This window comes from Pseudomonas sp. GNP014, from assembly GCF_054344005.1.
Map to the genome: position 1 here is coordinate 4,102,982 of NZ_JBTGUS010000001.1, position 24,519 is coordinate 4,127,500.

Consider the following 24,519-nt stretch of genomic DNA (forward strand, 5'->3'; position numbering starts at 1 on the left):
CCGGTTCTCAATGATGCCGGAGGGCAGGCCTTCTGGTCAGTCTGCGGAATGCGCGGCCAAGCGCTGAGCGGCATTCAGTAGCAAGCGTTCCGTGGCGTTGAAGCCGAGGCATCCGTCGGTGATCGATACGCCATAGCGTAGTGACGTGCTCAGGGGTTGGCAGCCTTCGAACAGATGGGACTCCAGCATCATGCCGATCAGTGAACGATCACCCTGCAGGCGTTGCTCGAGTACATCATTGAAAACAGCGGGTTGACGCAATGGGTCCTTGCCGCTGTTGGCGTGACTGCAATCGACCATGATTCGGCTCGGGATTTTCAGTCGATCCAGATCGGCATGGATTTTGGCCACGCTCTCGCGATCATGGTTCGGGCCCTTGTGGCCGCCACGCAGTACCAGATGTGTATCAGGGTTGCCCGGGGTCTGAATAATCGCCGGATGACCCTGGCTGTCAACACCGAAATGCCGGTGTGGGTGGGCTGCCGAGCGCATGGCATCGACGGCGATGGCCGCGCCGCCATCGGTGCCATTCTTGAAGCCCACTGGCATACCGAGACCACTGGCCATTTCGCGGTGGATCTGCGATTCGGTGGTGCGGGCGCCAATGGCCACCCAACTGAGCAGGTCATCGAAGTAACCGGCAGCCATGGGTTGCAGCAGTTCGGTCGCCACCGGCAACCCCAGCCTGATCATTTCCAGCATCAGTTCGCGGGAAAGCGTCAGCCCTGCGGCCATGTCATCGCTGCCATCCAGGTGCGGGTCATAGGCCAGGCCTTTCCAGCCGACCGTGGTGCGTGGTTTTTCGACGTAGGCACGCATCACCAGCAGCATGTCGTCACGAACGTCGTCAGCCAGTCGGGCGAGTTTGCCGGCGTATTCGAGGGCGGACTGTGGGTCGTGGATGGAGCAGGGGCCAACGATGATCAGCAGTCGCTGGTCTTCACCGTTGAGGATCGCGCGAACTGCCTGACGTTGAGCGGCGACTTGCTGGCTCAGGACGGTGCTTAAAGGCAGTTGCTGTTTGAGTTGCAACGAGCTGGGCAGACGCAGTGTCAGCGCTTCGTTGGCGGAATCGAGTGTGGACAGTGGCAGAGCAGAAACGGACGAGTTCATATTCGGTCTTCCTGGGCAGGCGGCGGGTTCTTCCCGCGCACTCGGCCCTACTGGGGTGTTCGACAATTGGCCGTATTGGCTACGTGTGTGTGCTTGCCACCTGTAGGTGACCGATCGGAGGCGGCAGGCTGTCCCGAGCGGAAGCTGGTAAATCGCCAGGCGCTAAAGCTGTCGTAACGGTAATAAGTGGCGTAGTTCATTAGGTAATTCCTCAAAGTGTCTGGTGTGTCGCTGAAAAAGGTTCGGGCCTGAAAAAACAAAACCCCCGGTCGGGAGGCCGACCGGGGGTTGAGAATTCTCTGGTGGCGACCCGTTTTTATGGGCGCCGTGTGGGTATCAGGCGCGCCAGTGGCTAAACCAATACCCAAAATAAAAGCTGACCGGAGCGCAAATGTCAGTCGCCCGCGCAGCCGAAACCGAGCGCAAGGCGCTGGCGGTACGTAGCTGAGAGAGGGCGTTGAACATGGGTTGTCTCCGATGGTTGCGCCGAGCTTACTAGAGGCCAATGGGCCGGAGCAATCAGAAAATGCTATTGCGTAGGCCGTTCAATGCCTATTGATCGAGCGCCTCAAAAGTTGTGACACACTCCATGACTCATCTGAACCAGCAAGGAAGATCCATGTCGACGCTGATTATCGCCGCTGCCCAGGCCATCTCGATTGCTGGCGATCTTGCCGCCAATATTGCCCGTCACAAGCGCTTCATGACGGTCGCGGCGGCACAGGGTGTCGAGTTGCTGGTGTTTCCGGAATTGTCCCTGACCGGGTACGAAGGTGCGGTGGCCGCATCGTTGGCCATCCATCCGCAAGACCCGGTATTGCGACCCTTGCGCGATCTGGCTCGTGAGTTGAGTGTCACGACGGTCGTGGGCATGCCGGTTCGATTGCCGGAGAAGCCCGTCGTGTTGATAGGTGCTTTGATACTGGGGGCTGACGGTTCGCTGGGTGTGTACACCAAACAGCATTTGCATTCAGGAGAGGAGGTGATCTATGCCGAAGGGCAAGGCGGGCCGATCCTGGATATTGCCGGTAATACCGTAGCACTGGCGGTCTGCGCCGACTTCAGCTACGCCAGTCATGCCGCTGCCGCCGCTGAACAGGGAGCCGATATTTACGCGGCTGGCGTGTTGATCAGCGAAAAAGGCTATGCCCCCGATACCGCTCTGCTGCAGGGATACGCTCGTCAACATTCGATGGTCGTGTTAATGGCTAACCACGGTGGTTCTACTGGCGGATGGGTGTCAGCCGGGCGTAGCGCGATCTGGTCCGCCGACGGTTCGCTGATCGTCGCTGCGCCGGGCACTGGTGACGTGTTGGTCGTTGCCCGGCAAGAGGGCGGGACCTGGCAGGGGCAAGTCATTGCCGTGACGGAGGCACAATGACCTACCGGTTACGGATTGCCACGCCTGATGATCTGGCGTTTTCGCGCAATCTCACCTGTCAGAATATGCTGCGGTACTACATTCAACATGATTTGTTGTGGCTGGACGAAGCGTTCGATGTGGCCTGGTCGGGACGCGAAAGCTGGCTGATCGTGCGCGCTGATGTGGTGGTGGGATTTTTCAGCCTGAGTCGTGATGCGCGAGCGCTGTATATCCGTGAACTGCAAATTGCAGAAACGTTTCAGGGGCAGGGCGCGGGATCCTGGGCGATTGATCAGGTTATCGGGATGGCCCGCAAGGAAAGACGACCGGCGATGCGCCTCACGGTGTTCGAAAACAACCCGGCAAAATATTTGTATGAAAGAAAAGGACTACGGGTCCAGGGTGAAGACGAGTGTTTCTTGCGGATGCAGCTTGATATCAGTACACCTGTGCGCTGAAACCCTTGGCTGGCAAGCCCTGAAAGATGAAATGAAACTTTTTAAATACGGCTTTCCGCTAGGTCTGCCCGGCACTTTTTGCTAAGGTGTCCCGCATCCCAATAAGACCATATCGCGAGGTGTCTGCTTGATTAGGGTGCTAGTGGTCGACGACCATGATCTCGTTCGTACAGGCATTACACGCATGCTGGCCGATATCGATGGCTTGCAGGTGGTGGGTCAGGCCGAATCAGGTGAAGAATCCCTGATCAAGGCCCGTGAGTTGAAACCTGACGTGGTCCTGATGGACGTCAAGATGCCTGGCATCGGTGGCCTGGAAGCCACGCGAAAACTCTTGCGCAGTCACCCCGACATCAAAGTGGTGGCCGTCACCGTGTGTGAAGAGGATCCTTTTCCGACGCGGCTGCTGCAGGCAGGTGCTGCCGGTTATCTCACCAAGGGCGCCGGGTTGCCGGAAATGGTCCAGGCGATTCGTCTGGTCTTTGCCGGTCAGCGCTATATCAGCCCGCAGATCGCTCAACAGTTGGCGATCAAATCCTTCCAGCCCACCAATGATTCGCCGTTTGACGCCCTGTCCGAACGCGAAATCCAGATCGCGTTGATGATCGTTGGCTGTCAGAAGGTGCAGATCATTTCCGACAAATTGTGTTTGTCGCCGAAAACCGTGAACACTTACCGCTACCGCATCTTCGAGAAGCTCTCGATCAGCAGCGACGTCGAACTGACATTGTTGGCGGTGCGTCACGGCATGGTCGATGCCAGCGCCTGACCATGACTGAAACTTTCGATTCCGGCGCCTTTCTGTCGACGGTCAGTGGGCGTCCGGGCGTGTATCGCATGTTCGACAGCGACGCGCGCCTGCTCTATGTCGGCAAGGCGAAAAACCTCAAGAAGCGCCTGGCCAGCTACTTTCGCAAGACCGGCCTGGCACCGAAAACTGCGGCGCTGGTCGGGCGCATCGCTCAAGTCGAAACGACCATCACGGCCAACGAAACCGAGGCGTTGCTGCTTGAGCAGACGCTGATCAAGGAGTGGCGGCCGCCGTACAACATCCTGCTGCGCGACGATAAGTCTTACCCCTATGTGTTTTTGTCCGATGGACAGTTCCCGCGGCTGAGCATCCACCGAGGCGCGAAAAAGGCCAAGGGCAAGTATTTCGGTCCGTATCCGAGTGCCGGTGCCATCCGTGAAAGTCTCAGCTTGTTGCAAAAGACTTTTTTCGTCCGTCAATGCGAAGACAGCTACTACAAGAACCGTACCCGGCCGTGCCTGCAGTATCAGATCAAACGCTGCAAGGCGCCTTGTGTCGGACTGGTCGAGCCTGAGATCTACGCCGAAGATGTGCGTCACTCGGTGATGTTCCTTGAGGGGCGCAGTCATGCCTTGACCAATGAATTGTCCACGGCGATGGAAGAGGCGGCGATCAATCTCGAGTTCGAGCGCGCTGCCGAGTTGCGTGATCAGATCGCGCTGTTGCGTCGGGTTCAGGATCAACAAAGCATGGAGGGGGGCACCGGGGATATCGACGTCATCGCCGCATTCGTCAACCCGGGTGGCGCCTGTGTGCACCTGATCAGTGTTCGTGGCGGGCGTGTATTGGGCAGCAAGAATTTCTTCCCTCAGGTCGGGATCGAAGAAGACGTTTCCGAAGTCATGGCGGCGTTCCTGGGGCAGTATTTCATCAGCAGTCCCGAACGCGACTTGCCCAGCGAACTGATCGTCAACGTCGTGCACGAAGACTTTCCGACATTGATCGAAGCCATTCATGAGTTGCGTGGCCGGGAGTTGGCCATCAGTCATCGGGTTCGCGGTACGCGAGCGCGTTGGCAGCAACTGGCCGTCACCAATGCCGAGCAGGCGCTGGGTGCGCGACTGGCCAATCGTCAGCACACTGCTGCGCGCTTCGAAGCCCTGGCTGAAGTGTTGAATCTGGATGAGCCGCCGCAGCGGCTGGAATGCTATGACATCAGTCATTCCAGCGGTGAGGCGACGGTCGCTTCTTGCGTGGTCTTCGGCCCGGAAGGCGCGATCAAGTCGGATTACCGCCGCTACAACATCGAAGGTGTCACGGCGGGGGACGACTATGCCGCCATGCACCAGGCACTGACGCGCCGGTTCAGCAAGCTGAAGGAAGGCGAGGGTAAGTTGCCGGACATCCTGTTGGTGGACGGTGGCAAGGGGCAGCTGTCGATGGCCCGCGATGTGCTCAACGAACTGGCAGTGCCGGATCTCATCCTTCTCGGGGTCGCCAAGGGCGCCACGCGCAAGGCTGGTTTCGAAACGTTGTATCTGAATGATGCGGCGCACGAGTTCACGTTGCGTGGTGACTCGCCAGCGCTGCACCTGATCCAGCAGATTCGCGACGAAGCCCACCGTTTCGCGATTACCGGCCACCGTGCACGTCGTGGCAAAACCCGCCGAACGTCAACGCTGGAAGGCGTTGCGGGCGTCGGGCCAACCCGTCGTCGCGACTTGTTGAAACATTTTGGTGGATTGCAGGAGCTGTCTCGTGCAAGCATCGAAGAGATCGCCAAAGCCCCGGGGATCAGTAAAAAGCTCGCAGAGTCGATTTATGCAAACCTGCATAGCGAGTAGAATGCCCCCTCACCTCGTAGCCAGTTGTGCCGATGAATATCCCTAATCTGATTACCGTTCTACGCGTCCTGCTCATCCCGATCTTCATATTGCTGTTCTATTTGCCTTACCAGTGGAGCTATATGGCCTCCGCTTCGGTGTTCGCCTTTGCCGCTGCAACGGATTGGCTGGATGGTTACCTGGCTCGTCGACTGGAACAAAGCACGCCGTTTGGCGCGTTCCTGGATCCGGTGGCCGACAAGCTCATGGTTGCCGTGGCGCTGGTGTTGTTAGTGCAAGAACACGGTAACTTCTGGCTTACACTGCCGGCTGCCGTCATCATCGGTCGCGAAATCGTCGTTTCGGCATTGCGCGAATGGATGGCGGAACTCGGCGCCCGTGCCCATGTTGCAGTCTCCAATCTCGGTAAATGGAAAACCGCAGCACAGATGCTTGCGCTGGTCATCCTGCTGGCCAACCCTAAGGACTTCAGCTTCTGGGTTGTTCTGGGTTACGCCTTGCTTATGGTATCGGCGGGCCTGACGTTGTGGTCGATGGTTCAATACCTTCGCGCCGCCTGGCCGCATCTGAAGACCGACGTCGAAAAGAAATAAAAGTTTTTTGAATCAAGGGGTTGACGGAGCTTCTTAATTCTATAGAATGCGCATCACCAAGCGGGAATAGCTCAGTTGGTAGAGCACGACCTTGCCAAGGTCGGGGTCGCGAGTTCGAGTCTCGTTTCCCGCTCCAATTTGTACGTGTTTGTTGTTGTGCTACTGACAGCAAATGCTTTGAGGCCGAGTAGCAAAATGGTTATGCAGTGGATTGCAAATCCACCTACGCCGGTTCGATTCCGACCTCGGCCTCCACTATAGAAAACCCCGTAGATCAATGATCTACGGGGTTTTTTCTTGCCTGCGAAAAAAGGGGGTGGTTCCGCAATTTTTGGCAGTAGTTCCGCAACTACAGCCGCTCGACGTGGTGGCGCAACGCTACTCTGCTATGACATATTGTGTCCAGCTGTCCACTAGGGAAGGATTGAGGGATGAAGATTTTTGTGAGTTGGTCGGGCGGCAGGAGCATGGCCGTTGCTGAGATGTTGAGCGAGTGGATCAAGTGCGTGTTGCAAGCATCAGAGCCTTGGATCTCAACGCAGCACATCGACAAGGGGGCCGTCTGGTTCTCAGAGATATCAGATCAGCTTCGAGATACTGCGGCTGGTATCGTCTGTCTGACTCAGGAGAACAAGAATAAGCCATGGATACTTTTTGAAACTGGTGCTCTTGCAAAGGGGTTAAGCGCGAGTCGGGTCTGCACATTTCTAGTAGATCTGTCTTCTACAGATATCGAAGACCCCTTGGCGCAGTTCAATCACACTACGCCAGAAAGAGCCTCCGTTCTAAGGCTTGTGAAAACATTGAATTCTTGCCTAGAGAATGGGAGGCTGGACGAGCGGATTTTGAGTCAGGTCTTTGACACATACTGGCCGAAATTCGAATCGGACTTCAAGGCGGTGTTGGCAAGCACTGAACAACAAACGCCAGCACCGGCGCGGTCAGAAGACAGTATCCTCGCTGAGATCTTAGCTAACACCAGGGCTCTGTCTGGTCGGGTGCGTGAAATTGAGCATCTAGTTGCGAAAGGCACTGAGTCGGCGTTTGAGCCGCGACACATACCAAGTAGGGGGGTCGTAGGTGGCGGGCTGCTTGGCACTATGGGCCCAGGCATTGGGCAGGTGCTACCTGGTGTAGGACGTGCGATTAGCCAAAAATATATTGATACTTCTGGTGGCTTTTTTGTTAGTCACTCCGTGCCAGTTGATGATCCAGGCAGTGATGATCCTCAGAGCGCTTAGTTTCCACCGCCATCCTTGTTATGGATGGCGGCACTGAGCTAGCCCGAGTGTCCGACGCTATTTAGTCGGTTTCACTATCTCTCCTACACGTCGATAAACTTTCTTTGTCATTTCCTCCGTTGAGTGGCCAAGTAAGCGGCTTGCGTCCTTTATATCCTCGATTTCGCTACCGGCCTTCGGGCGAATATCTCTGAATTGAAACTTCCGAATTGTGGTTGCCAGTTCAGTGTCCCCGGCGGCTGCGGCCTTCGTGGCAGCCTTGTCCCGGGCTTCGTCCCAACGGTTGCGCAACATGTTATAGCTCATACGGAGACCGGTCTGGTTGGTGATTAGGATGGATGTCCTGGTGCCAGCCTGTGCCCGCCGATCAAGTAGGCCGTTGATGAAGACGCAAAGATCGGTTTCATTGTTGCCGTCGTATAGGCGGATCTTCAGGCGCTTTTCCGTCTTGCCCTGGCCAACCATCAGAAAGCCATGATTGAGATCGGTGGTGGATGCCTTGAGCACGTCAGCTGGGCGTTGCCCGGTCAGATATGCAAGGTCCATGGCGTCTCTGAGATCTTGCTGGGCTTGTTCGTAAACCGCATTCCAGATGATATCGGCGGCGTAGAAGTCCCGAGGCGTCTCCTTGTTCCGACGAAGGCCGAAGCACGGGTTGGCCTTTTCAGTTAGCCCCCACTCGCGGGCAAAGGTGAACATGGTTGAAAGGAGTGCAATTTCCCGATTGGCACGCACCTTTGCGGAGCGGGCGTCTCGATACTGGGCGATCACTTGCGGAGTGATGGCGTCGATCGGGGCCTGTTCGAAAACTTTCCGAAGCTGTTTCAGTCCCTTCTGATAATCGCGCTGGGTGCCAGGCTTGAGGGTAGGGATCACCTTTTTTTCGTAATCGTCGAAAAGCCGGCCCATTAAGTGGGCCGGTTTGGGTGTCGCTTTGCGGTCGAGCCGAGCCCATTCGATCTTGGCTTCGTCTAGGTCGCCGCCGAGTGGTATCTCGACGCGGTTACCATCGGCGTCCCTGCCGTTGTAGTAGTAACCGGTCCAGATCGTACCGCCTTTTCTCTTGCGGATACGCCGGATCATCCGTGGTGGCAGATCCCGGTTGGCTGTTTTCTTCTTTCGCATCGTCAGCCCACGCTTGCCAAGTCAAGAGTCCAGGTCTCAGCGACGGCGTTGTTTGCCGTAGGCTTGACCCCGGCAAGCTTAAGCCGAGCATATACCCGGCCTACAACTGGACGCTGGGCGGCGGTTACAACGAACTCCCAGTGGTTGTTCGTCAGCCACTGGCGTTGGAAGGATGGGATCTTGTAACCGGTGATGGTCGCCAGCTCTTCGTCTGTGAGGGTTTCACTCAAGAATTCCATTGTCTGACTCCCGATCGTGGATATCGCAGCAGTGAGGTGTTTCGTCATGCTGCCTCCCGGTTCTCGACTTCTAGTGCGATCGCCACAAGCAGTGTCGCGGTGGAATCTTTTCCCCCACTGACGCTGACAATATTTTGAGTCGTCACGCGCAAGCCCTCCGATGATCGCCCTGCATGAGTTCCATCAGGCGGCTGAAGTACTGCAAGTGCGCCTCTTGTGCGGATTGCGGGATGATGGTTTCAGGCATCGGTGGGACACCCCGCAGGCATTCCCATTCGGCGGGATGGTTGGGCATCAGGTCGCGGCGTTCGGTCGCCAGCGCGATTAGGTCGGCGCGCACGACGCATTCCGGAAGCACTGGATCGAGGTTGAATCGGTCGCAGATGGTGTGCCAGATGATTTCTTCTGCGATGCGGAAACCGGGCATGATTGCTTTCAACGGTCTGGTCATGTCGCCGATGTAGGCTTCGGTCGCGTCGTGCAGCAGGGCCACCAGTTTGTGCTGGGCCGGAACGAGGCTGGACACCAGCAGGCTGTGCTGGGCCACGCTGTAGTGCGTGCGGGTGTGGCCGTTGAAGCGGCACAGGTTCGACAGTGCTTGGGCGATGTCGACCGGCGAGATCATCGCGGCGGTTGGGTTTACCAGGTCGAACTGGCGGCCGCTGTGGGTGAGTATCCAGCTCATGCTGCGTCCTCCGCTGACACCTGGCCAAGTTCGATAGCCTGAAGTTTCATGTCCAATTCAAAGGCTTCGCGCAGGGCATCACGCAAATGTGGGTAGCCTTCGGTATCAGCGTCGTGGGGAAAGCTGATCGAGCTAAGTTCTGGCTCGGCGTTGAAGGTGCCGCGCTTGTCCAGCCATTCGATAAGTTGGGTGTCGAGCGGCTGCGCGTTGAGGTTGCCGGCTGTCTCGACAACGTGGAATACGCGGTAGGCCATGGCCCGGGAAACCTTGATCAGTTGTTCGGCTCTTGCCTGGCTGGCCTCGGTGCCTTTCAGTGCCTTCCATGTTTGGAGTGCCAGCGCCAGAAACTGGGTGATCTCCGTCAGGTCTCGGTAGTCGGCCGCTGTGAAGGGTGTGGCCTTGATGCTTTGCATCTGTGAACGCAGGTCAGCCAGTTGCTGGGCCTCGCGGGTTCTCAGTTGGGTGAGGGTGGCAATGTCGGTGTTCAGCGCGAGGATACGGGCGCCGTGTTCCATTTTGTTATCGCGGACACCTGCGGCGTAGTGCCTGTCGAATGCTTTTAGGATGATTTTGCGGACGTAATAGCCCAACAACAGCAGTGCTGTGAGGGTGCCGCTTACGATGATGATCAGGTCTTGTGCGTGCATGTGCTGTGCTCCGGTAGAGCCCGCCGCCGGGATTCTTGGTGAGAGGCCGGCGGCGGGGTGTTGCGATGGTTAGATGGTCGCTTCGTACATCGGTACGGCGTTGATCGACTCTTGGATCTTGGCGCGAACTGTTGTGTAGGCCTCTTCCAGCACCTTGTCTGGGCGCACCAGTTCGAACCACATCACCAGCCGGCTTTCCTGAATGCGGTAGCGGAACCGAACTGGAACGCAGAACGCATCACCGCCGAGGAATGGTTTGACGCCGATGTAGAACTGTTCCGGAATCTTGAGCTGACCGGTCTCGCCGGCCTGTCCGTCGATCTGCTCGTTGTAGGTCAGTTGAACCTGTCCGTTATCGAGGCGGGTGCCCTGGCGAAAGCTGATGTTCTTCTTGGCTTCGAGGGTCCTGCTGATTTCGAGCATGTCCGCAGCAGATGGTGCGTTGGGTATGCCTTCGGGGGCGGTGATGTCGCGGATGTTGTCCTCGAAGAACTCGGCGAACGTCGCTTGATCCATCTTCTTCCGATCAGAAGTTTTCCATCGGCCCCACTCAATGCTGATCGGGCACTGATAGATAGCCACGTGCTGACCCCACGATGGTTTTTCAGGCTGGTGGTAGTCGAGAACGCCCTTGAAGGTTCGACCTTCAGGCCCGTCGCAGAACACGACTGAGGCCGGAGTGGCGTAGCGGTTGATGTAGGCGATGAAGGTGTCGGCATCGAGCACTTTCACGGCCTGGCGAATCCGACTCGGCGCTGCCAGCAAACCTTCAAGGTCTTTGATCTGCGTGCCGTCAGGAACGAGCGCGAACGGCGCGGGTAGTGAGGGGTGGTCCTGTGGCTTGCCCAGCGATTGGGCGAGCATGACCAGGTGGTTGATGGCTTCTTGCATTGGATGTGCTCCAGTTTCTTCGGTGAGTGATCGTTAAGGCGCGACGTGGCGCAGTGGTGCGCTGCTGTCTTCCTCGACTGGACGAAGCGGCAGATCCTGCTGTCGTGGATCGCGGCGGGTGAGGTTGCCTTCTGGTGTGAGGAAGAACAGGGAAGTGCCGCGCGAAAGCGCTGGCTCTTTCACTTTTACGTCGGCCTTGATGTTCATCTGTCCGCGACCGTCGGGCTTGTAGTTCAGCTCAATGACCAACTTGCCGGCTTTGCCGGAGAGGCGAATGGCGTCGATCAATTGGAATTGGGCCTCGCTCAGTTCATCGAGCAGGCCACCGGCCTCGATGTCCCGTAGCGTGTCGATGAAGGGGCGTGCTTTGCTCATGTGCTGTGCCTCATTTGAGTGTGTGTTGTGTGCGCCTGTACGGCAGGCGCCACCGTTGAGTCAGGCTGCTTGCTTCGTCGCTTGAGCGTCGAGGTACGCAGCCAGGTCGTGCAGGTAAACGACGGCGGTGCCTTTGGCGGATCCGCCGAGGCGGGTCACCTTCAGTGCAATGCGGCCGGCACTGATACGGCGCAGCAGGTAGCGGTCGCTGGTGATGTGCGAGAAGTAGCGCTGCCTGACGGCGGACAAAGTCGGGCAGGGCGTCGGCCATTCCTTTCGCAGTTGGTCAATGGTGGTGCTCACGCTCTTTTCTCCCCGTGCCCCTCTGTTGGGGGCAGCAGCTTTAGGCGGATCATTTCGGCTAGACCTTCTTTGCTTTTGCCCATGGCGGCGGCGCAGACGTTGCCGTTTTCATCCGCCACAACTGCGCCGAATGGATACTCCGGCGAGTTGGTTGGGGTGACGTAGGCGGTCTGGCCTTCAAGGATCACGTTGTTCACGCAGCGGAATGCGTCGGCCAGTTCGAGCACGCGCATGGGGACGCTGCAGAGCAACTGCTCAGCTTCGCTCGCTGCGCCAACTAACTGCGCTCGGCTGACGATGCCGGGGCTGTTCAGATAGATCGGGATCAAGCGAAGGCTGCCGAGCGCCTGCATATGGGCATTGATGTAGTTGATGCTCATGCGGCGGCGTCCTTTTTGGTGATGGTGATTCCCAGTTTTTTGGCCAGCCAATCGACGCCGTCCTCTTTCACCATCACCACCGAGTAATGCCGTGGCTTGTTGTGAGGTGGAATCAACGTGATGCGCGGATCGGAGAACAGATAGCCGCGGTCGCGGTGCCGGCTGGCAAGGTCGCCGCTGCTGTTCAGAATGCCCAGCTCGCGCAACCTGGTGCGGAAGGCGCGGGGCTTGAGTCCGAGCAGTGCGGCGGTTTCGTCCAGGGTGCGGTTCGTCATGGCGGCTCCCTCAGCCCTGAGCTTGGCGATTGGCGACTTCATGGATGAAGTCACGCAGGTGCAGGTGATTTGCTCGATCATTGCGGCGCAGCTTGATGCTGTCCTTGCGGCCTGCAACGTTGACCTCGACGATCGTGAAGGTCGGAGTCTGCTCGACCGAAAAATCAGCGCGCATGGTCTGCTCGGGGCGGATCAGATCGCAGGTAGCATCACCGCCGACCTGCAGCATGTGATGCAAGAGCTCTTGTCTGGCGAGAGGAAGGGAATAGGCACTCATGCCGCGTCACCCCCGAATGGCCCCAATTCAGGCGCGGTAGTAGATGCTTTCGCGGATACCAGTCGAGCGCCGGGGGTGACGATTACCAGCAGGCCGGTGTGCTTTTGGATCGCTTCGACGGCCGCTGGGCTCGTGCATGCTGCGGGGTGTAGGTACACCGGGCAGCGGGTGGTGCTGTGCTGTGTCGTATGCATGGCTCGTACTCTTGGTGAGAGGTGTACGAAACAAACATTACGCGTTTATTTGTATTTTGGTCAACGGTGTTTTTTGTTAATTTTGTGAGGGGTATAAAAAAACCCGCGTTAGGCGGGTTTTTTTTAGGAAGAGGGAGAGCTATCGAAGAACTGAGTACCAGAAAATGCGACCCAGTATTTCTATCTCTTCTTCGCGTACTTGGTCTGCCGGATACTCCTCATCGGGGTGCTCTTCGCGATTGAAGCTTCGCATGCGAAGGCCGCCGCGCGCCATTCGATAAAGCATCTTCACGCGGATCTGTCCGTTGTGGAGCACGGCGAACATATCGCCATCCTTAATCGTCGTGCGGCCTCGATCAACCCCGGCTTTGCCGCCATCGGGAATGACTGGTTCCATGCTGTTGCCGGATACCTCGATGCATACAACATCTTCGATTTTGATGCCCATTTCTTCCAAGGATTTCTTGGTGACCCCAAGCCTAAATGTGCCTTGTGCTCTAACTGTCGTGTGTCCCGAACCATCGTTCAGTTCTATTTCCTTGAGCAAGGGAACCTCTACTTCATCATGGAGTGGAGATTCCTCATCCCATAGCTCTGTAGGGCCAGCAATTATCCTTGCGCCTGCCGTAGCCCCGGTTTTGAGCTGGGAAGTCGTGAAGTTTTCATCTAGTGCGTCTAGGGGAATGTCCAGAACCTGGGCAATGGTAATTGCGTGTTTGGTGGTCTGAGACTTCCCCTTTTCAAACGCAGCATAGACCTGCTGCGTGAGCCTTTTCGGGGGCGAAAGAAGCGCGTTGACCCTGCTGGCTACTTCCTCTTGGGTGAGGTCTAGCTCTTCGCGGCGGGTCTTGAAGAGGACAGCTATGCGGCTTGGCTTGGGCGTCGATTCGGTCATCAAAGAAGGCTACAAAAAGATTTGTATTTGTTCCAACATAAAAACATGTTGTTCGTTTACAAATTTAGTTGTATTTTTGGTTGGTACTTCAGATCCAGAGGTTGAGATGAGCATTTCGAATTCCAAGCGAGAGGCGCTAGCAGAGGCCATTAGCCTTGCCGGTGGTCAGGCCGCGTTCGCGGTGCTGGTGTCGACCGAAGATCGGCCGGTATCGCAACAGCTTGTTTCCTATTGGTTCAGAAAAGGTGAATTGCCTGCCGAACTGGTGCTGCGCGTTGAGTTGAAGACGGGGATCGCACGTGAGGTGCTCCGTCCTGATGTTTTTTTATTGCCTGCTGACTTGCAGGCTGCCTGAAAGGGGGGCCGGGCTGGGGCCTCTCACCAAAGAATCCCCCAGCCCGGCTACGACGATACACAGCACATGCACATCGGTCGTGGTCTTAGGATAGGGCGTGTCCCATCCGAAGGCTAGGCCGTAAACGGGGTATTTACGGTTATGAGTCGCACAGATCTCCTTCCGGGCGCTGGCCCGGTTCTTTCTTTGCGTGAGGCGCTTTACCGTGCCGGGCGCGATTACCGAGGCGGCATCACTACGTTGGCACATGACATGCTCATGGACTACGACGAGCTGCAGAAGAAACTCAAACTCAATGAAGAGCGCCGTTGGCTGACTCCGGATGAACTGGAAGATGTCATTCGGCTGACGCAAAACGCTGCATTGCTCGACGCGTTGGGGCGTCCTGCAGGCGCGGTCTGGTACAAACCGACGCCAGTACCGGCCACGTCCGAGGCGCTGAAGTCTGTCGGTAAGCTGTTGGAAAGAACCGGCGAGTTTGTTTCGAGCATGCACGCCGGTGCTGCCGACAACGTCTGGGAACCGCACGAAGTCGCGACCCTGGACAAATACGGTGTCGATGTTATCCAAGCGGTGTTGGGCATCATGGCCGGCGCACGGCAGGCCATGGAGGGGCAGGACAATGGCTGACGATATCGATCGCGCCAACGACCAGGCGCAATACCTGCTCGACGTTGCACTTCATCGTAACCGCCGTGTGGCATCAAGCCGCGTCAGCGCGCAGTTCTGCGAGGATTGCGACGAACCCATCCCGTTACTTCGACAGCAGGCGAGCGAGGGTTGCGAAACCTGCGTGCACTGTCAGGAGTTGCGGGAGGCGCGGCGATGACCGAGCAGGCCAAGGGAATTGCCATTTCCAACTGGGCAAAACGCTACATCGACACATTCGGTCTTGCCCTTGTTTCAATTGAACCCGGTGAAAAAGCCCCGAAGGGGATGGGCTGGAACAAGCCGGGCGGCTACATCACTGACGCCACTGCCGCCGAAGCATTCTGGCAACGTAACCCCAACCACAACCTGGGCGTAGTGCTCGGGCCAAGTCGTGTTTGCTCGCTCGACGTGGATGATGTCCAGTGGACCCGCCACGTCCTGTATGAGCTACTTGGGCTCGACCTCGATGCCATGGCCGTGGTTTACCCGACCATCGTTGGCAACCCGTTGCGGTTTCGCGTGTTGTTCAATTTGCCGGACGGCGTTGAGCTGGCCCGGCATTCACTTTCGTGGCCGAATGAAAAAGACCCGGATGGCTCGATCTGGAAGGGGCTGATGGCGAAGGCCAAGGCGGCGAAAGAGCAGGGGGATGTAGCCGGTGAGGCCGAAGCCAAAGCCGAGGCGGAAGACTACAAGCGCTTTACCGTGTTCGAATTGCGTGCAGGCCTGGTGCAGGATGTTTTCCCTCCGTCGATCCATCCCGGTACTGGAAAGCCCTACACCTGGCGTACGCCGCCGAGCGCCGCCGATGGTCTGCCGACCCTGACCAATGAGTTGTTGGCCATCTGGCAAAATTGGGACATCTTCAAGCGTGACGCCGAAGCGGCTTGCCCGTGGGCGCCGAAGCCAAAAAAGCCACCGGCGAAAGTCATCAAGCGACCGACACCCGCTACGGGCAAACCGCCCTCGGTGATTGATGAGTTCAACCGGTGCCATGATGTCGAGGAGCTGTTACGCACTCACGGCTACATCAAGCGCGGCAGCAAATGGTTGTACCCGCAGAGCAGCACGGGCTTGCCGGGTGTCACGGTCAGCGAAGGCAAGGTTTATTCACACCACGGCGCCGATCCTCTGGCCAACGGTCATCAGAACGACGCCTTTGAGGTGTTTTGCCTGCTTGAGCATTCCGGCGACCAGTCGCGGGCGGTGAAGGCTGCTGCCCAGATGTTGGGTATGCAGCATGCTTCACGGCCAGACCCGCGCGATCTTCCCCCGACCCCATCGACTAATCCGAGCGAGCCGAGCCCCGGCGAAACGGTGCCAAGGGAGGCTGCTCCGGATCCTGAAGGGGGCGCGGGGGGCACGGATGTGCCTGCGGCGCTGACTATCGACCAGGTGTTGCGGCGTTATGCGCTCGTCGATGGGACAACTCACGTATGGGACTTCGATCAATCCAAGGTCATGAAAAAGTCTGCGTTTGAGGCGCGTGTCGGTAAACCCATGGCCAAGCAATGGCTGGAGAATACCGATCAGCGCAAATTGATTTCGAGCGATCACGTCAGTGAGATTGAGCAAGCGCGGCGAATGGCTGGCAAGAAGGGTGGCGCGTTCGGCATGTCACCGACTGAGCGCTATGTGTACATCGATGGCACGAAGGACGTGTGGGACAGGGAGAAGAAGCGCCGCATCGCCGAAGGTGCCGTTAAGATGGCGTTGGGCGATACCTATCCGTTGTGGTTGAACAGTGCCGAGCGGCGCGTGGTGGACGTTGACCACATTGTCTTCGATCCGACCATGACCAAAGACCCGAGCGTGTACATCAACACGTTTGATGGCTTGCCGCTGGAACCGGTTCGCGACGATGACGCGTGCGCGAATCTGCGGTGGTTGATCAAGTTCCTTTGCAATGGTGATGACGATGCGGCGTGGTGGTTGACCCGCTGGCTGGCTTTCCCGCTGCAGCACCTTGGCGCGAAGATGGACACGGCGGTGTTGATGCACTCGATCATGGAAGGCTCGGGTAAAAGCCTGTTGTTCGCCGATGCGCTGGGCATGCTTTACGGTCAGTACGCGGCGACGGTGGGTCAGACCCAGTTGGAAAGCAACTTCAACGCGTGGCAAAGCCGCAAGCTTTGGGCGGTGTTTGAAGAGGTCGTGAGTCGTGACCAGCGGTACAACCAGGTGGGCAAGATCAAGCACTTGATCACGGGCAAAACCGTGCGGATGGAATCCAAGTTCATCAATGGCTGGGAGGAATCCAACCACATGAACGCGGTGTTCCTGAGCAACGAGATCTTGCCGTGGCCCATCAGTGAGAGCGATCGCCGGATGTTGGTGATGTGGCCCAACGAGACGCTGCCGCCGGATCGGCAGAAGGCGATCGGTCACGAACTCAAGAATGGAGGTGTTGCGGCGCTGCACGCATGGTTGCTATCGCTGGATCTCGGAGACTTCGACCAGCGAACGCGGCCGCCCAAGACAGAGGCGCGGGAGCGATTGGTGGCGTTGAGCCGGGCAGGGTGGCAGACGTTCCTTCATCTGTGGAAGTACGGCGAGTTGGGTCGAGATCTCTGGGGTGTCTGTCTGTCCAGCGACGTGTTCGCGTTGTTCCTGGAGTGGTGTCAGCGCAACAAAGAGCACGCCATGAGTCACACGAAGTTCGCGCTGTTCCTCAGTTCGGAGTTGGACAAGTCGCGTTCGATCCCGTGGACGGATGGCAATAACCGGCGATTCGGGGCGTTTTTCTTTCCCGCTGATCTTGAGCCTTCCCGCGCCCCATCCTTGAAAGCGGCCGACCTCGGGGCTGTCGTCAGCGACTGGCGGGCCAAGGCGCGGCTGGCTGGATGGAACGTCGACAACTGGGACCACATTAAGGCGGCTGCAGCATGAGTGCACATAAAAGTGTGTTGGGTGTGCGGGGTGCGTGTTGGGTTGGTTTTGGCTACCCGACACAGTCTGGAGTCTTGATTTTCGCGGCTTTCCGGGCTTTGTGCGGGGTGTGTTGGGTTTTGCTTCGCGCACGCGCCTGCGTGATGTTTTTCGACTGGTTGAATCGCCAACTGAAAAAGCTCTATGCGAGGGCCGAAAAACCCAACCAACCCAACACACTCAACTCAGTTTTGATTATTTGCCTGAATTTAAAGGGATTTATTTGTGTTGGGTTTGTGTTGGGTTGCTGGTTTTTTGTGTCGGGTTCGATTTTTCGGGGGGAAGGGCGATGATCGAAGAGATTGAAGAACTCATGCAGCATTGGGGCAATCAGTTCAACCAGGTGGGTGACGGTGGTGGTTTGGGTAGCCCGATGGCCACGATCATGGAGTGGGGTGGCTCGGCCCCTCGCGGTACGCCGGGATCCCGCGACCTGATGATGGCGGCTGGTGGCGGCATGGATCACGCCGCGCAGGAAGTCGCCGCGGCGTTGGCACAGCTTGAGCGGCAGTCCGAGAAGGGCGCGCTGCTGGCGAAGCTGGCCCGTAATCGGTACTTGCCTCGACCTGCTTTGTCGGTCCGGTCGCAATTGCCGATCCTTGGTCTGGGTGACAATGCAGATCGGACATATCGGAACTGGGTTCATGCTCTGCATCAGCAGGTGTTGGTCATATTGACCGTGCGTACTGCGCCAGGCCGTGCGCGGAATCGACGTGTGAAGTCTCCGGAGACCGATCTTGTGCGGGCGTCTACAGTTGCGCGGGTTAGACCGCGCTGACCGCTTGTCGGGGTGCTTTGTCGCGTTGTGGTCTGATTGCGGTCACATTCGTGTCGTTTGCTGACCTACCGAAAATCACCTCTTTTCGGTTTTTCCGGAGGCAGGTAAAAAGTCACCACGATATGGAATTTGCGCCTCGGCGCTGACCTCGCACGTGCTGTGCAGCTTTACCCGGCTTCCCCAGAGCCGGTCACCTAAACCCGCTTCGGCGGGTTTTTTATTTTCGGCCCATTGGGGTGTCTGCAAGGAGAATCAGCATGAGCGAGCCGGCAACTGTTGTCGTGGCCGGTGGTGTAGGACTGGCAGCTACTGGTCTGCTGGCGGGCGTGGATATGCTCGCGGTGATCGGTGCGCTGGCCGGCTCTCTGGTGTTCTTCACCACTACTGAGGAATTGCCGGTCTGGAAGCGGGTTGTGTTCCTGCTGGTGTCTTTCGTGATGGGTTACATGTTCGCCCCTGGCATGGCCGAGGTAGAGTTGTTCGGTACCAGGCCATTCAAGTACACCGGGCCGGCTGCGTTTGGCGCATCGGTTGTGGTCGTTACCGTCGCGCTCGCCGTCATCAAGAGACGCGGCCTCATTGCTGAACCGCAAGGGAGGCAGGATGGATAGTCAACTGATGCCGCAAGTTCTCACTCAGGCCACGTTCTGGCTGTGCGTGGCGCTGTTCGTTCGATTGTTCACGTTCCGTCGTCGTGGTGCCAGGTTCCGCCGCAGCATGAGTTGTCTTGCCTGGGTGGTGATGGTCGCTGCTGGATCTGCCGTGGTGTACATCGGTAAAGGACAGTTGGTCATGCCGCCGAACTCTTGGCCGCTGGTGATTGTGCTGGGTGTATTCGTGGGATCGGTGTGCAAGAGCAGTGGCAACCTGGCGCGCGTCTGGAAGATGGGCTGATGAGTAAGGTATCGGATGACCGTCGAGGTAGCAGTTCCGCGCGGGGTTACGGATACAGGTGGCAGAAGTCTCGCGATGGACACCTTCGCGAACATCCGTACTGCTCGATGTGTTCGACAGATCAGCGTCCGGTCGCGGCAACGATCGTTGACCACAAGGTCGCGCCCAAGCTGAAGGACGCCAAGGACAGCGGCGATCCCGCCCGAATCAAGGCAGCGTGGAAGCTGTTCTGGGACCCGGAGAACTGGGCGAGCCTGTGCAAGTTCTGCCACGACTCGACAAAGCAGCGGATCGAGAAGAGCGGGCGCGTGCCCGGGTGCCATGCCGACGGCCGTCCGGTCGATCCGGGGCATCACTGGAACCGGTGACCGAGCATCGCTGACGCACCGAAAAATGGCACAACCCCGAGGGTAGGGGGGGTGAAAAACTTCATTTGGACTTCCTTCTAGACCGATCGCCCCCCTCTTTACACAAAGTCGGGAAAAATGAGGGAGGGGGGGTATCCACCAGTAAGGGGTTGAATTCATGGCGGGAAATGGAAATTCGGGTCGCCCCGGAGTGCCAGCGGCACTCAAACTTTTGCAGGGAAACCGTGGTCGCGAGAATGTCGCCAGCCTGCTGGCCGAAGTCGCCAAGCCATTAGTGCCGGTCGGCGCTCCGCCGATGCCGGATGTCCTTTCTCTCGAGGCTGTGAAGGAATGGGAGGAACTGGTACCCGCGCTCATTTCATTGGGTATCGTTTCACAACTCGACGCGATGGCACTGGCCACCTACTGCCAGGCGGTAGCCGATTGGCGCCGGTACCAGCGGCTGATCGCGCAGCGCAACGCCGCCTCCGAAGATGAATTGGGCGGCGATATCCAAACCTTCAAGACTGGTGCCCAGCAGATGCACGTCCTACGGCAGCTCGCCAACGACGCCGAGAAGCGTGCCAACGCTGCTGGCACCCAGTTCGGCCTATCGCCGATGTCGCGGCGCAACCTGAAAACCGCGCCGGCACCGCAAGGTGAGCTATTCCCAAATGACCAACGAGACGCCGCAGACAGATACTTCAGTTGACGATCGTGTTTCCGCATTCGCTCACGCTGTTCTGGCTGGCGATATCGTCGCTGGCCCAAACGTACGCAACGCTTGCAAACGTCACTTCCGCGATCTGGAGTATGGATCGTCACGCGGTTTGATCTGGGATCTGGAGTCTGCAAACCGCGCCATCGGCTTTTTCGAAGATGTGTTGTGCCTCAATGGCGGCGACTATGAGGGCATGCCTTTCCTGCTGGCGCCCTGGCAAGCCTTTGTGGTGGGCAGTTTGTTCGGCTGGATGACTGTTGATGGCTTCCGCCGCTTCCGTCTCGGCTACATCGAAACCGGAAAAGGCTCCGGCAAAAGCCCGCTGGTGGCCGGCATTGGCCTCTATGGTCTGGTCGCAGACGGTGAACAACGGGCCGAGATCTATGCCGCAGCCACCAAACGTGACCAGGCGATGATCCTGTTTCGCGACGCCGTGTCGATGGTGGACATGTCCGCGAAACTTCGCTCGCGCCTGGTGCAGTCTGGTCGAGACGACAAGGTCTGGAACCTGTTCTACGCGAACACCAACTCCTTTTTCCGCCCGATCAGTGCGGACGAAGGCAAGTCCGGCCCGCGTCCGCACATTGGTTTGCTGGATGAACTGCACGAACACAAGACTGCGGCCACTGTGAACATGATGCGCGCCGGTACCAAAAACCGACGCAAAGCCATGGTGGTGATGATCACCAACAGCGGTTCCGACAAGAAGACGGTGTGCGGCCAGTACCACGATCTGGGCGTGCGGATCTGCGCGCAGATCGAAGACAACGACAGCTTCTTCGCTTTCATCTGTTCCTTGGATGAAGGCGATGATCCTTTCAAGGACGAAGCCTGCTGGCCAAAGGTCAACCCTTCGCTGGACCACATCGCCGAAGGGCAAAGCGACGGTATCCCCGGACGCAAGTATTTGCGCGAACAGGTCCAGTCAGCACGCGGGTTGCCGGCTCAAGAGTCGGTGGTGCGCCGTCTGAATTTCTGCGAATGGACCTCGGCAGATGCCCCGTGGATCTCTTGGGACGTTTGGAAACAGGCCGAAGAACGGGTGCCGATGCGCGTGCTGCGCAATCGTCGTTGTGTGGGCGGGCTTGACCTGTCCAGCACCACTGACTTGACGGCATTTGTTCTCGTCTTTTGGCCAACCCTGCATGACCCGCACTGGCGGCTGCTGCCGTACTTCTGGATACCGGACGACGATCTGCAAGGGCGCGAGGACCGCGACAAGGTCCCTTATTCCATGTGGCTGAAGGATGGCCACCTCGAAACCACGCCGGGACGCGCTATCAGCAAGAAACATGTGCTGATGCGCCTGGTGAAAATTTGCGCGTACTTCGACGTCGAGCGAATCGGCTATGACCGGTGGCGCGCTGAAGACCTTCTGCAACTGATGACCGATGAGGACATTACCCTGCCCGAAGTGGTGCCCTTCGGTCAGGGCTTCAAGGACATGGCGCCGGCGGTGGACGAGTTCGAACGCCGCCTGCTTGGGCGTGAATCCGAAAGCGATGTCATTGATCTGGACCCGTCGGAATACGAACTGGTGCAGTCAGAAACGGTTGAGACGTTGCGCCACGATGGCAACCCGGTCATGACCTGGTGCGCCGGCAACGCGGTGATCGTTTCCGATCCTGCGAACAATCGAAAAGCCGATAAAGCCAAAGCAACCGGGCGGATCGACGGCATCGTGGCATCCATCATCGCTGTCGGTACCAGCATGAAGTCTGGTGGCCCGAGCGGTAAATCCATCTACGACGAAGGGGCGGGTATATGAAATTAGCCATCGCGGCCTGGCTGGCCGGCCTGTTGGGCTTCGGGCTGCTGGTCGGGGGCGTGGCGCTGATCAGCGTTCCCGCCGGTTGCATCGTCGCGGGTGTCGGCCTGCTGGCCTGGTCCTACCTTGCCGATCGCGCAGCGGCCGCACTGAAATCCCAATCCAAGCCCCAAGGAGGTTGAGCATGTTTTTCTCAAGCGTGCTCGGCGGTGAGCGCGGCACTCTCACAAACCCGGACGGTGGGTTCTGGCGCGGACTCATTGGTAGCGGCCGGAATAGCTCGGGTGTCACTGTCACGCCGGAGTCAGCGCTGGGCCTTCCCATCCTGCAGAACTGCGTCACCCTGTTGGCGGAAACCATGGGGCAGTTGCCCTGCGAGATGTACCGGCGCCAAGACAAGGGGCAGCGGGAAGCCGCGATCAATCATCCGGCCTACGATGTTCTGCGGTACCAGCCCAATGGTTTTCAGACACCATACGAATACCGCGAATGCAGTCAGCTCGCGGCAGGACTGCGGGGCAACAGCTACAGCTTCATCGACCGTCGCGACGACGGCAATGTCATTGGCTTGTGGCCGCTTTGCAACAATAAGGTCCAGGTGCTGAAAGGTGCCGACTTGTTGCCGTACTACCGCATCGGTGCGAGCGAATCGCTGCCTATGCGCATGATCCATCACGTTCGTTGGGTCAGCACTAATCACTACGTGGGACTGTCCCCGATTGAAGTGCACGCGGATTCACTCGGGCTCGCCCAGGCCGTGCGGCAATACACTGGCAAGAGCTTCGCAAACGGCGTGACGGTGTCCGGCGTGATCGAGCGACCCCGTGAGGCGCCGTCGATTAAGGATCAAGGCAGCATCGACAAGATTGTTGATCAGTGGGGCCAGAAGTTCGGCGGCATGGACAACGCCAAAAAGGTCGCGCTGCTGCAGGAAGGCATGACCTTCAAACCGGTGTCGATGAACAACGTTGATGCTGAGGTACTGGGCATCCTCAAGACCACCGGCACCGATATTGCCCGGATCTACAAAATCCCGCTGCCGATGGTCAACGACCTGGAGAAGTCCAACTACAACACCCTCGAACAGCTGATGATCCAGTTCGTGGTGTTCGCGTTGTTGCCGTGGGTCAAACGCCACGAACAATCAATGATGCGTGACTTCCTGCTGCCCAAGGATCGGCGCGAATACTTCATTGAGTTCAATCTGTCCGGCCTGCTGCGCGGCGATCAGAAGAGCCGCTACGAAGCATACGCCATCGGCAGACAGTGGGGTTGGCTCAGCGTCAATGACATCCGGCGTCTTGAGAACATGCCGCCAGTACCCGGTGGCGACATCTACCTTCAACCGCTGAACATGGTCGATGCAGGAAAACCCGGCGGTGATTTGACCAACCCCAAGGTGCGAGCCCAGCTCGAACTCCAGCAAGCTGAAATCGGAAGGATTCTTGCCCAATGAAAAACTACCTGCGAGCCTCCAGCCTGCTGTTCAATCAGCCGCTGCTGGTGACCCCTGACATGCTGGACCTTGGTGTGCGCTGGGCCAACCAGGCAATGAGTCTGAACATCGTCAACATCGGCGCCCAAACCGGTCCGGGTATTTGGGATGACGATGGCATTGACCGTATCGCCCAGCAAGAGGAAGAGCGTCGCACAGCTATCGCTCGAACCGGGATCGAGGTGATACCGGTCAGCGGTGTTTTAGTCAGTCGTGGTAGTCACATCAGCATGTGCGAAACGATGACCAGCTACGAATCACTGCGGTCGCAGCTGCGCAACGCGGTAGCCGATCCGATGGTAGAGCGGATCGTACTGGACATTGATAGCCCCGGCGGTTCCGCTGTCGGCGCTTTCGAACTGGCCGCCGATATCCGTGCCATGGCCCAGCAGAAGCCCATCACCGGCATCGTCAACTTCATGGCCTACAGCGGCGGCTACTTGCTCGGCTCGGCCTGTAGCGAGCTGGTGGTGAGCCAGACCAGCGGCGTTGGTTCAATTGGCGTCATCGCCAGTCACATGGACCGGTCCAAGCAGGAAGAGGGCATGGGCGTAAAAGTGACCACGGTTTATGCAGGCGCGCACAAGAATGACCTCAGCCCTCACGAACCCTTGAGTGAGCAGTCGCTGAAGTACCTGAACGATGTTGTTCAAGAGAGCTACCAGCTGTTCGTCAACGCCGTGGCGGACTACCGGGGTCTTTCCGTGCAGCAGGTAATTGCCACCGAAGCAGGGCTGTACCGTGGGCAGGCCGGTATCAATGCCGGGCTGGCTGATCGGATGCAGAGCCCGCAACAGGCGGTCGATGACCTTTCTCACTCTGTCGCCATGAGTCGCACTGTCCGCCAGTCCGGCCGCTTGTCCGTTCGTGCATCCGCACTGAATCTTCAAACCCAGATCTGACCGCGTTCGCGGCAGTCACCGAAACCCGCCC

Annotated in this window: 31 protein-coding genes and 2 tRNA genes; 21 read left to right on the plus strand and 12 right to left on the minus strand. The window is 58.1% G+C overall.

Annotated elements, in window-relative coordinates; genetic code table 11:
• Positions 1 to 36: 36 nt before the first annotated feature.
• Positions 37 to 1,113 (minus strand): 3-deoxy-7-phosphoheptulonate synthase, encoded by a 1,077-nt coding sequence (locus ACXX9E_RS18345; RefSeq protein WP_458555866.1) that lies wholly within the window; start codon positions 1,111 to 1,113, stop codon positions 37 to 39.
• Positions 1,114 to 1,732: 619 nt separating this feature from the next.
• On the opposite strand from ACXX9E_RS18345, the gene ACXX9E_RS18350 reads away from it, so the two are divergent.
• The 8 genes from ACXX9E_RS18350 (at position 1,733) to ACXX9E_RS18385 (ending at position 7,363) form a co-directional block, all read left to right on the plus strand.
• Positions 1,733 to 2,494, plus strand: coding sequence for a carbon-nitrogen hydrolase family protein (locus ACXX9E_RS18350; protein ID WP_458555867.1), 762 nt, complete (start codon positions 1,733 to 1,735; stop codon positions 2,492 to 2,494).
• Positions 2,491 to 2,934 carry a GNAT family N-acetyltransferase gene (locus tag ACXX9E_RS18355; RefSeq protein WP_128613942.1) on the plus strand — a complete coding sequence of 148 codons (444 nt, stop codon included), beginning with the start codon at positions 2,491 to 2,493 and terminating at the stop codon, positions 2,932 to 2,934. Before ACXX9E_RS18350 ends, ACXX9E_RS18355 begins: the two co-directional genes overlap by 4 nt.
• A 127-nt stretch (positions 2,935 to 3,061) precedes the next feature.
• The gene (gene gacA / locus ACXX9E_RS18360; RefSeq protein ID WP_024012761.1) at positions 3,062 to 3,703 is read left to right on the plus strand and encodes a response regulator transcription factor GacA; all 642 of its coding nucleotides are present in this window, start codon (positions 3,062 to 3,064) and stop codon (positions 3,701 to 3,703) included.
• Between the two features lie 2 nt (positions 3,704 to 3,705).
• Positions 3,706 to 5,529, plus strand: a complete 1,824-nt coding sequence (gene uvrC, locus ACXX9E_RS18365) for an excinuclease ABC subunit UvrC (protein WP_160058208.1) — start codon at positions 3,706 to 3,708, stop codon at positions 5,527 to 5,529.
• A 32-nt stretch (positions 5,530 to 5,561) separates the two neighbouring features.
• The gene (pgsA, locus tag ACXX9E_RS18370; protein WP_123468275.1) at positions 5,562 to 6,122 is read left to right on the plus strand and encodes a CDP-diacylglycerol--glycerol-3-phosphate 3-phosphatidyltransferase; all 561 of its coding nucleotides are present in this window, start codon (positions 5,562 to 5,564) and stop codon (positions 6,120 to 6,122) included.
• 60 nt (positions 6,123 to 6,182) lie between these two features.
• Positions 6,183 to 6,258 (plus strand) — tRNA-Gly (locus ACXX9E_RS18375).
• Between the two features lie 45 nt (positions 6,259 to 6,303).
• Positions 6,304 to 6,377 (plus strand) — tRNA-Cys (locus ACXX9E_RS18380).
• Between the two features lie 176 nt (positions 6,378 to 6,553).
• Positions 6,554 to 7,363 carry a toll/interleukin-1 receptor domain-containing protein gene (locus ACXX9E_RS18385; RefSeq protein ID WP_458555868.1) on the plus strand — a complete coding sequence of 270 codons (810 nt, stop codon included), beginning with the start codon at positions 6,554 to 6,556 and terminating at the stop codon, positions 7,361 to 7,363.
• Between the two features lie 57 nt (positions 7,364 to 7,420).
• On the opposite strand, the gene ACXX9E_RS18390 is transcribed toward ACXX9E_RS18385, so the two are convergent.
• The 11 genes from ACXX9E_RS18390 to ACXX9E_RS18440 form a co-directional block, all read right to left on the minus strand.
• On the minus strand, positions 7,421 to 8,488 hold the full coding sequence (locus ACXX9E_RS18390) for a tyrosine-type recombinase/integrase (protein WP_458555869.1): 1,068 nt from the start codon (positions 8,486 to 8,488) through the stop codon (positions 7,421 to 7,423).
• 2 nt (positions 8,489 to 8,490) lie between these two features.
• Positions 8,491 to 8,727, minus strand: coding sequence for a DUF4224 domain-containing protein (locus ACXX9E_RS18395; RefSeq protein WP_458556594.1), 237 nt, complete (start codon positions 8,725 to 8,727; stop codon positions 8,491 to 8,493).
• A gap of 142 nt (positions 8,728 to 8,869) precedes the next feature.
• On the minus strand, positions 8,870 to 9,412 hold the full coding sequence (locus tag ACXX9E_RS18400; protein WP_458555870.1) for a phosphohydrolase: 543 nt from the start codon (positions 9,410 to 9,412) through the stop codon (positions 8,870 to 8,872).
• Positions 9,409 to 10,059 (minus strand): hypothetical protein, encoded by a 651-nt coding sequence (locus ACXX9E_RS18405; RefSeq protein ID WP_458555871.1) that lies wholly within the window; start codon positions 10,057 to 10,059, stop codon positions 9,409 to 9,411. Before ACXX9E_RS18405 ends, ACXX9E_RS18400 begins: the two co-directional genes overlap by 4 nt.
• Positions 10,060 to 10,128: 69 nt before the next feature.
• On the minus strand, positions 10,129 to 10,950 hold the full coding sequence (locus ACXX9E_RS18410) for a YfdQ family protein (RefSeq protein ID WP_458555872.1): 822 nt from the start codon (positions 10,948 to 10,950) through the stop codon (positions 10,129 to 10,131).
• Between the two features lie 33 nt (positions 10,951 to 10,983).
• Positions 10,984 to 11,325 (minus strand): YfdP family phage-associated protein, encoded by a 342-nt coding sequence (locus ACXX9E_RS18415; RefSeq protein WP_458555873.1) that lies wholly within the window; start codon positions 11,323 to 11,325, stop codon positions 10,984 to 10,986.
• 60 nt (positions 11,326 to 11,385) lie between these two features.
• Entirely contained in the window at positions 11,386 to 11,628 is a 243-nt protein-coding gene (locus tag ACXX9E_RS18420) for a pyocin activator PrtN family protein (protein WP_108589632.1), read from the minus strand.
• On the minus strand, positions 11,625 to 12,008 hold the full coding sequence (locus ACXX9E_RS18425) for a hypothetical protein (RefSeq protein WP_458555874.1): 384 nt from the start codon (positions 12,006 to 12,008) through the stop codon (positions 11,625 to 11,627). The genes ACXX9E_RS18420 and ACXX9E_RS18425 overlap by 4 nt, the downstream gene beginning before the upstream one ends.
• On the minus strand, positions 12,005 to 12,283 hold the full coding sequence (locus ACXX9E_RS18430) for a hypothetical protein (RefSeq protein WP_458555875.1): 279 nt from the start codon (positions 12,281 to 12,283) through the stop codon (positions 12,005 to 12,007). Before ACXX9E_RS18430 ends, ACXX9E_RS18425 begins: the two co-directional genes overlap by 4 nt.
• A 10-nt stretch (positions 12,284 to 12,293) precedes the next feature.
• Positions 12,294 to 12,560 carry a hypothetical protein gene (locus ACXX9E_RS18435; RefSeq protein ID WP_458555876.1) on the minus strand — a complete coding sequence of 89 codons (267 nt, stop codon included), beginning with the start codon at positions 12,558 to 12,560 and terminating at the stop codon, positions 12,294 to 12,296.
• A gap of 333 nt (positions 12,561 to 12,893) precedes the next feature.
• A complete protein-coding gene (locus tag ACXX9E_RS18440; RefSeq protein ID WP_458555877.1) occupies positions 12,894 to 13,649 on the minus strand; it encodes a S24 family peptidase in 756 nt (251 codons plus the stop codon).
• A gap of 106 nt (positions 13,650 to 13,755) precedes the next feature.
• Between ACXX9E_RS18440 and ACXX9E_RS18445 the strand changes: the two genes are divergently transcribed.
• The 13 genes from ACXX9E_RS18445 (at position 13,756) to ACXX9E_RS18505 (ending at position 24,488) form a co-directional block, all read left to right on the plus strand.
• A complete protein-coding gene (locus ACXX9E_RS18445; protein ID WP_458555878.1) occupies positions 13,756 to 14,004 on the plus strand; it encodes a YdaS family helix-turn-helix protein in 249 nt (82 codons plus the stop codon).
• A gap of 141 nt (positions 14,005 to 14,145) precedes the next feature.
• Complete coding sequence (locus ACXX9E_RS18450) at positions 14,146 to 14,634, plus strand: phage regulatory CII family protein (protein ID WP_458555879.1); 489 nt, start codon at positions 14,146 to 14,148, stop codon at positions 14,632 to 14,634.
• Positions 14,627 to 14,833 carry a TraR/DksA C4-type zinc finger protein gene (locus ACXX9E_RS18455; RefSeq protein WP_458555880.1) on the plus strand — a complete coding sequence of 69 codons (207 nt, stop codon included), beginning with the start codon at positions 14,627 to 14,629 and terminating at the stop codon, positions 14,831 to 14,833. The genes ACXX9E_RS18450 and ACXX9E_RS18455 overlap by 8 nt, the downstream gene beginning before the upstream one ends.
• Positions 14,830 to 17,544 (plus strand): bifunctional DNA primase/polymerase, encoded by a 2,715-nt coding sequence (locus ACXX9E_RS18460; protein WP_458555881.1) that lies wholly within the window; start codon positions 14,830 to 14,832, stop codon positions 17,542 to 17,544. Before ACXX9E_RS18455 ends, ACXX9E_RS18460 begins: the two co-directional genes overlap by 4 nt.
• A 328-nt stretch (positions 17,545 to 17,872) precedes the next feature.
• A complete protein-coding gene (locus ACXX9E_RS18465) occupies positions 17,873 to 18,361 on the plus strand; it encodes a hypothetical protein (RefSeq protein WP_458556595.1) in 489 nt (162 codons plus the stop codon).
• A 257-nt stretch (positions 18,362 to 18,618) separates the two neighbouring features.
• Entirely contained in the window at positions 18,619 to 18,972 is a 354-nt protein-coding gene (locus ACXX9E_RS18470; RefSeq protein ID WP_458555882.1) for a putative holin, read from the plus strand.
• Between the two features lie 7 nt (positions 18,973 to 18,979).
• Positions 18,980 to 19,255 carry a phage holin family protein gene (locus ACXX9E_RS18475; RefSeq protein ID WP_458555883.1) on the plus strand — a complete coding sequence of 92 codons (276 nt, stop codon included), beginning with the start codon at positions 18,980 to 18,982 and terminating at the stop codon, positions 19,253 to 19,255.
• Between the two features lie 107 nt (positions 19,256 to 19,362).
• Positions 19,363 to 19,623, plus strand: a complete 261-nt coding sequence (locus tag ACXX9E_RS18480; protein WP_458555884.1) for a hypothetical protein — start codon at positions 19,363 to 19,365, stop codon at positions 19,621 to 19,623.
• 190 nt (positions 19,624 to 19,813) lie between these two features.
• Positions 19,814 to 20,314 (plus strand): phage terminase small subunit P27 family, encoded by a 501-nt coding sequence (locus ACXX9E_RS18485; RefSeq protein ID WP_458555885.1) that lies wholly within the window; start codon positions 19,814 to 19,816, stop codon positions 20,312 to 20,314.
• On the plus strand, positions 20,277 to 22,091 hold the full coding sequence (locus ACXX9E_RS18490; RefSeq protein WP_458555886.1) for a terminase large subunit: 1,815 nt from the start codon (positions 20,277 to 20,279) through the stop codon (positions 22,089 to 22,091). Before ACXX9E_RS18485 ends, ACXX9E_RS18490 begins: the two co-directional genes overlap by 38 nt.
• On the plus strand, positions 22,088 to 22,273 hold the full coding sequence (locus ACXX9E_RS18495; RefSeq protein ID WP_458555887.1) for a hypothetical protein: 186 nt from the start codon (positions 22,088 to 22,090) through the stop codon (positions 22,271 to 22,273). The genes ACXX9E_RS18490 and ACXX9E_RS18495 overlap by 4 nt, the downstream gene beginning before the upstream one ends.
• 2 nt (positions 22,274 to 22,275) lie before the next feature.
• Positions 22,276 to 23,547 carry a phage portal protein gene (locus ACXX9E_RS18500; protein ID WP_458556596.1) on the plus strand — a complete coding sequence of 424 codons (1,272 nt, stop codon included), beginning with the start codon at positions 22,276 to 22,278 and terminating at the stop codon, positions 23,545 to 23,547.
• Positions 23,544 to 24,488, plus strand: coding sequence for a S49 family peptidase (locus ACXX9E_RS18505; RefSeq protein ID WP_458555888.1), 945 nt, complete (start codon positions 23,544 to 23,546; stop codon positions 24,486 to 24,488). Before ACXX9E_RS18500 ends, ACXX9E_RS18505 begins: the two co-directional genes overlap by 4 nt.
• Positions 24,489 to 24,519: the final 31 nt, after the last annotated feature.

What these genes read in the sequence shown, in the direction of transcription:
- ACXX9E_RS18345 (WP_458555866.1), bottom strand. Translation starts at nt 1,113, where the DNA reads ATGAACTCGTCCGTTTCTGCTCTGCCACTGTCCACACTCGATTCCGCC.
- ACXX9E_RS18350 (WP_458555867.1), top strand. Translation starts at nt 1,733, where the DNA reads ATGTCGACGCTGATTATCGCCGCTGCCCAGGCCATCTCGATTGCTGGC.
- ACXX9E_RS18355 (WP_128613942.1), top strand. Translation starts at nt 2,491, where the DNA reads ATGACCTACCGGTTACGGATTGCCACGCCTGATGATCTGGCGTTTTCG.
- uvrC (WP_160058208.1), top strand. Translation starts at nt 3,706, where the DNA reads ATGACTGAAACTTTCGATTCCGGCGCCTTTCTGTCGACGGTCAGTGGG.
- pgsA (WP_123468275.1), top strand. Translation starts at nt 5,562, where the DNA reads ATGAATATCCCTAATCTGATTACCGTTCTACGCGTCCTGCTCATCCCG.
- ACXX9E_RS18385 (WP_458555868.1), top strand. Translation starts at nt 6,554, where the DNA reads ATGAAGATTTTTGTGAGTTGGTCGGGCGGCAGGAGCATGGCCGTTGCT.
- ACXX9E_RS18390 (WP_458555869.1), bottom strand. Translation starts at nt 8,488, where the DNA reads ATGCGAAAGAAGAAAACAGCCAACCGGGATCTGCCACCACGGATGATC.
- ACXX9E_RS18395 (WP_458556594.1), bottom strand. Translation starts at nt 8,727, where the DNA reads ATGGAATTCTTGAGTGAAACCCTCACAGACGAAGAGCTGGCGACCATC.
- ACXX9E_RS18400 (WP_458555870.1), bottom strand. Translation starts at nt 9,412, where the DNA reads ATGAGCTGGATACTCACCCACAGCGGCCGCCAGTTCGACCTGGTAAAC.
- ACXX9E_RS18405 (WP_458555871.1), bottom strand. Translation starts at nt 10,059, where the DNA reads ATGCACGCACAAGACCTGATCATCATCGTAAGCGGCACCCTCACAGCA.
- ACXX9E_RS18410 (WP_458555872.1), bottom strand. Translation starts at nt 10,950, where the DNA reads ATGCAAGAAGCCATCAACCACCTGGTCATGCTCGCCCAATCGCTGGGC.
- ACXX9E_RS18415 (WP_458555873.1), bottom strand. Translation starts at nt 11,325, where the DNA reads ATGAGCAAAGCACGCCCCTTCATCGACACGCTACGGGACATCGAGGCC.
- ACXX9E_RS18425 (WP_458555874.1), bottom strand. Translation starts at nt 12,008, where the DNA reads ATGAGCATCAACTACATCAATGCCCATATGCAGGCGCTCGGCAGCCTT.
- ACXX9E_RS18430 (WP_458555875.1), bottom strand. Translation starts at nt 12,283, where the DNA reads ATGACGAACCGCACCCTGGACGAAACCGCCGCACTGCTCGGACTCAAG.
- ACXX9E_RS18435 (WP_458555876.1), bottom strand. Translation starts at nt 12,560, where the DNA reads ATGAGTGCCTATTCCCTTCCTCTCGCCAGACAAGAGCTCTTGCATCAC.
- ACXX9E_RS18440 (WP_458555877.1), bottom strand. Translation starts at nt 13,649, where the DNA reads ATGACCGAATCGACGCCCAAGCCAAGCCGCATAGCTGTCCTCTTCAAG.
- ACXX9E_RS18445 (WP_458555878.1), top strand. Translation starts at nt 13,756, where the DNA reads ATGAGCATTTCGAATTCCAAGCGAGAGGCGCTAGCAGAGGCCATTAGC.
- ACXX9E_RS18450 (WP_458555879.1), top strand. Translation starts at nt 14,146, where the DNA reads ATGAGTCGCACAGATCTCCTTCCGGGCGCTGGCCCGGTTCTTTCTTTG.
- ACXX9E_RS18455 (WP_458555880.1), top strand. Translation starts at nt 14,627, where the DNA reads ATGGCTGACGATATCGATCGCGCCAACGACCAGGCGCAATACCTGCTC.
- ACXX9E_RS18460 (WP_458555881.1), top strand. Translation starts at nt 14,830, where the DNA reads ATGACCGAGCAGGCCAAGGGAATTGCCATTTCCAACTGGGCAAAACGC.
- ACXX9E_RS18465 (WP_458556595.1), top strand. Translation starts at nt 17,873, where the DNA reads ATGATCGAAGAGATTGAAGAACTCATGCAGCATTGGGGCAATCAGTTC.
- ACXX9E_RS18470 (WP_458555882.1), top strand. Translation starts at nt 18,619, where the DNA reads ATGAGCGAGCCGGCAACTGTTGTCGTGGCCGGTGGTGTAGGACTGGCA.
- ACXX9E_RS18475 (WP_458555883.1), top strand. Translation starts at nt 18,980, where the DNA reads ATGCCGCAAGTTCTCACTCAGGCCACGTTCTGGCTGTGCGTGGCGCTG.
- ACXX9E_RS18480 (WP_458555884.1), top strand. Translation starts at nt 19,363, where the DNA reads ATGTGTTCGACAGATCAGCGTCCGGTCGCGGCAACGATCGTTGACCAC.
- ACXX9E_RS18490 (WP_458555886.1), top strand. Translation starts at nt 20,277, where the DNA reads ATGACCAACGAGACGCCGCAGACAGATACTTCAGTTGACGATCGTGTT.
- ACXX9E_RS18495 (WP_458555887.1), top strand. Translation starts at nt 22,088, where the DNA reads ATGAAATTAGCCATCGCGGCCTGGCTGGCCGGCCTGTTGGGCTTCGGG.
- ACXX9E_RS18500 (WP_458556596.1), top strand. Translation starts at nt 22,276, where the DNA reads ATGTTTTTCTCAAGCGTGCTCGGCGGTGAGCGCGGCACTCTCACAAAC.
- ACXX9E_RS18505 (WP_458555888.1), top strand. Translation starts at nt 23,544, where the DNA reads ATGAAAAACTACCTGCGAGCCTCCAGCCTGCTGTTCAATCAGCCGCTG.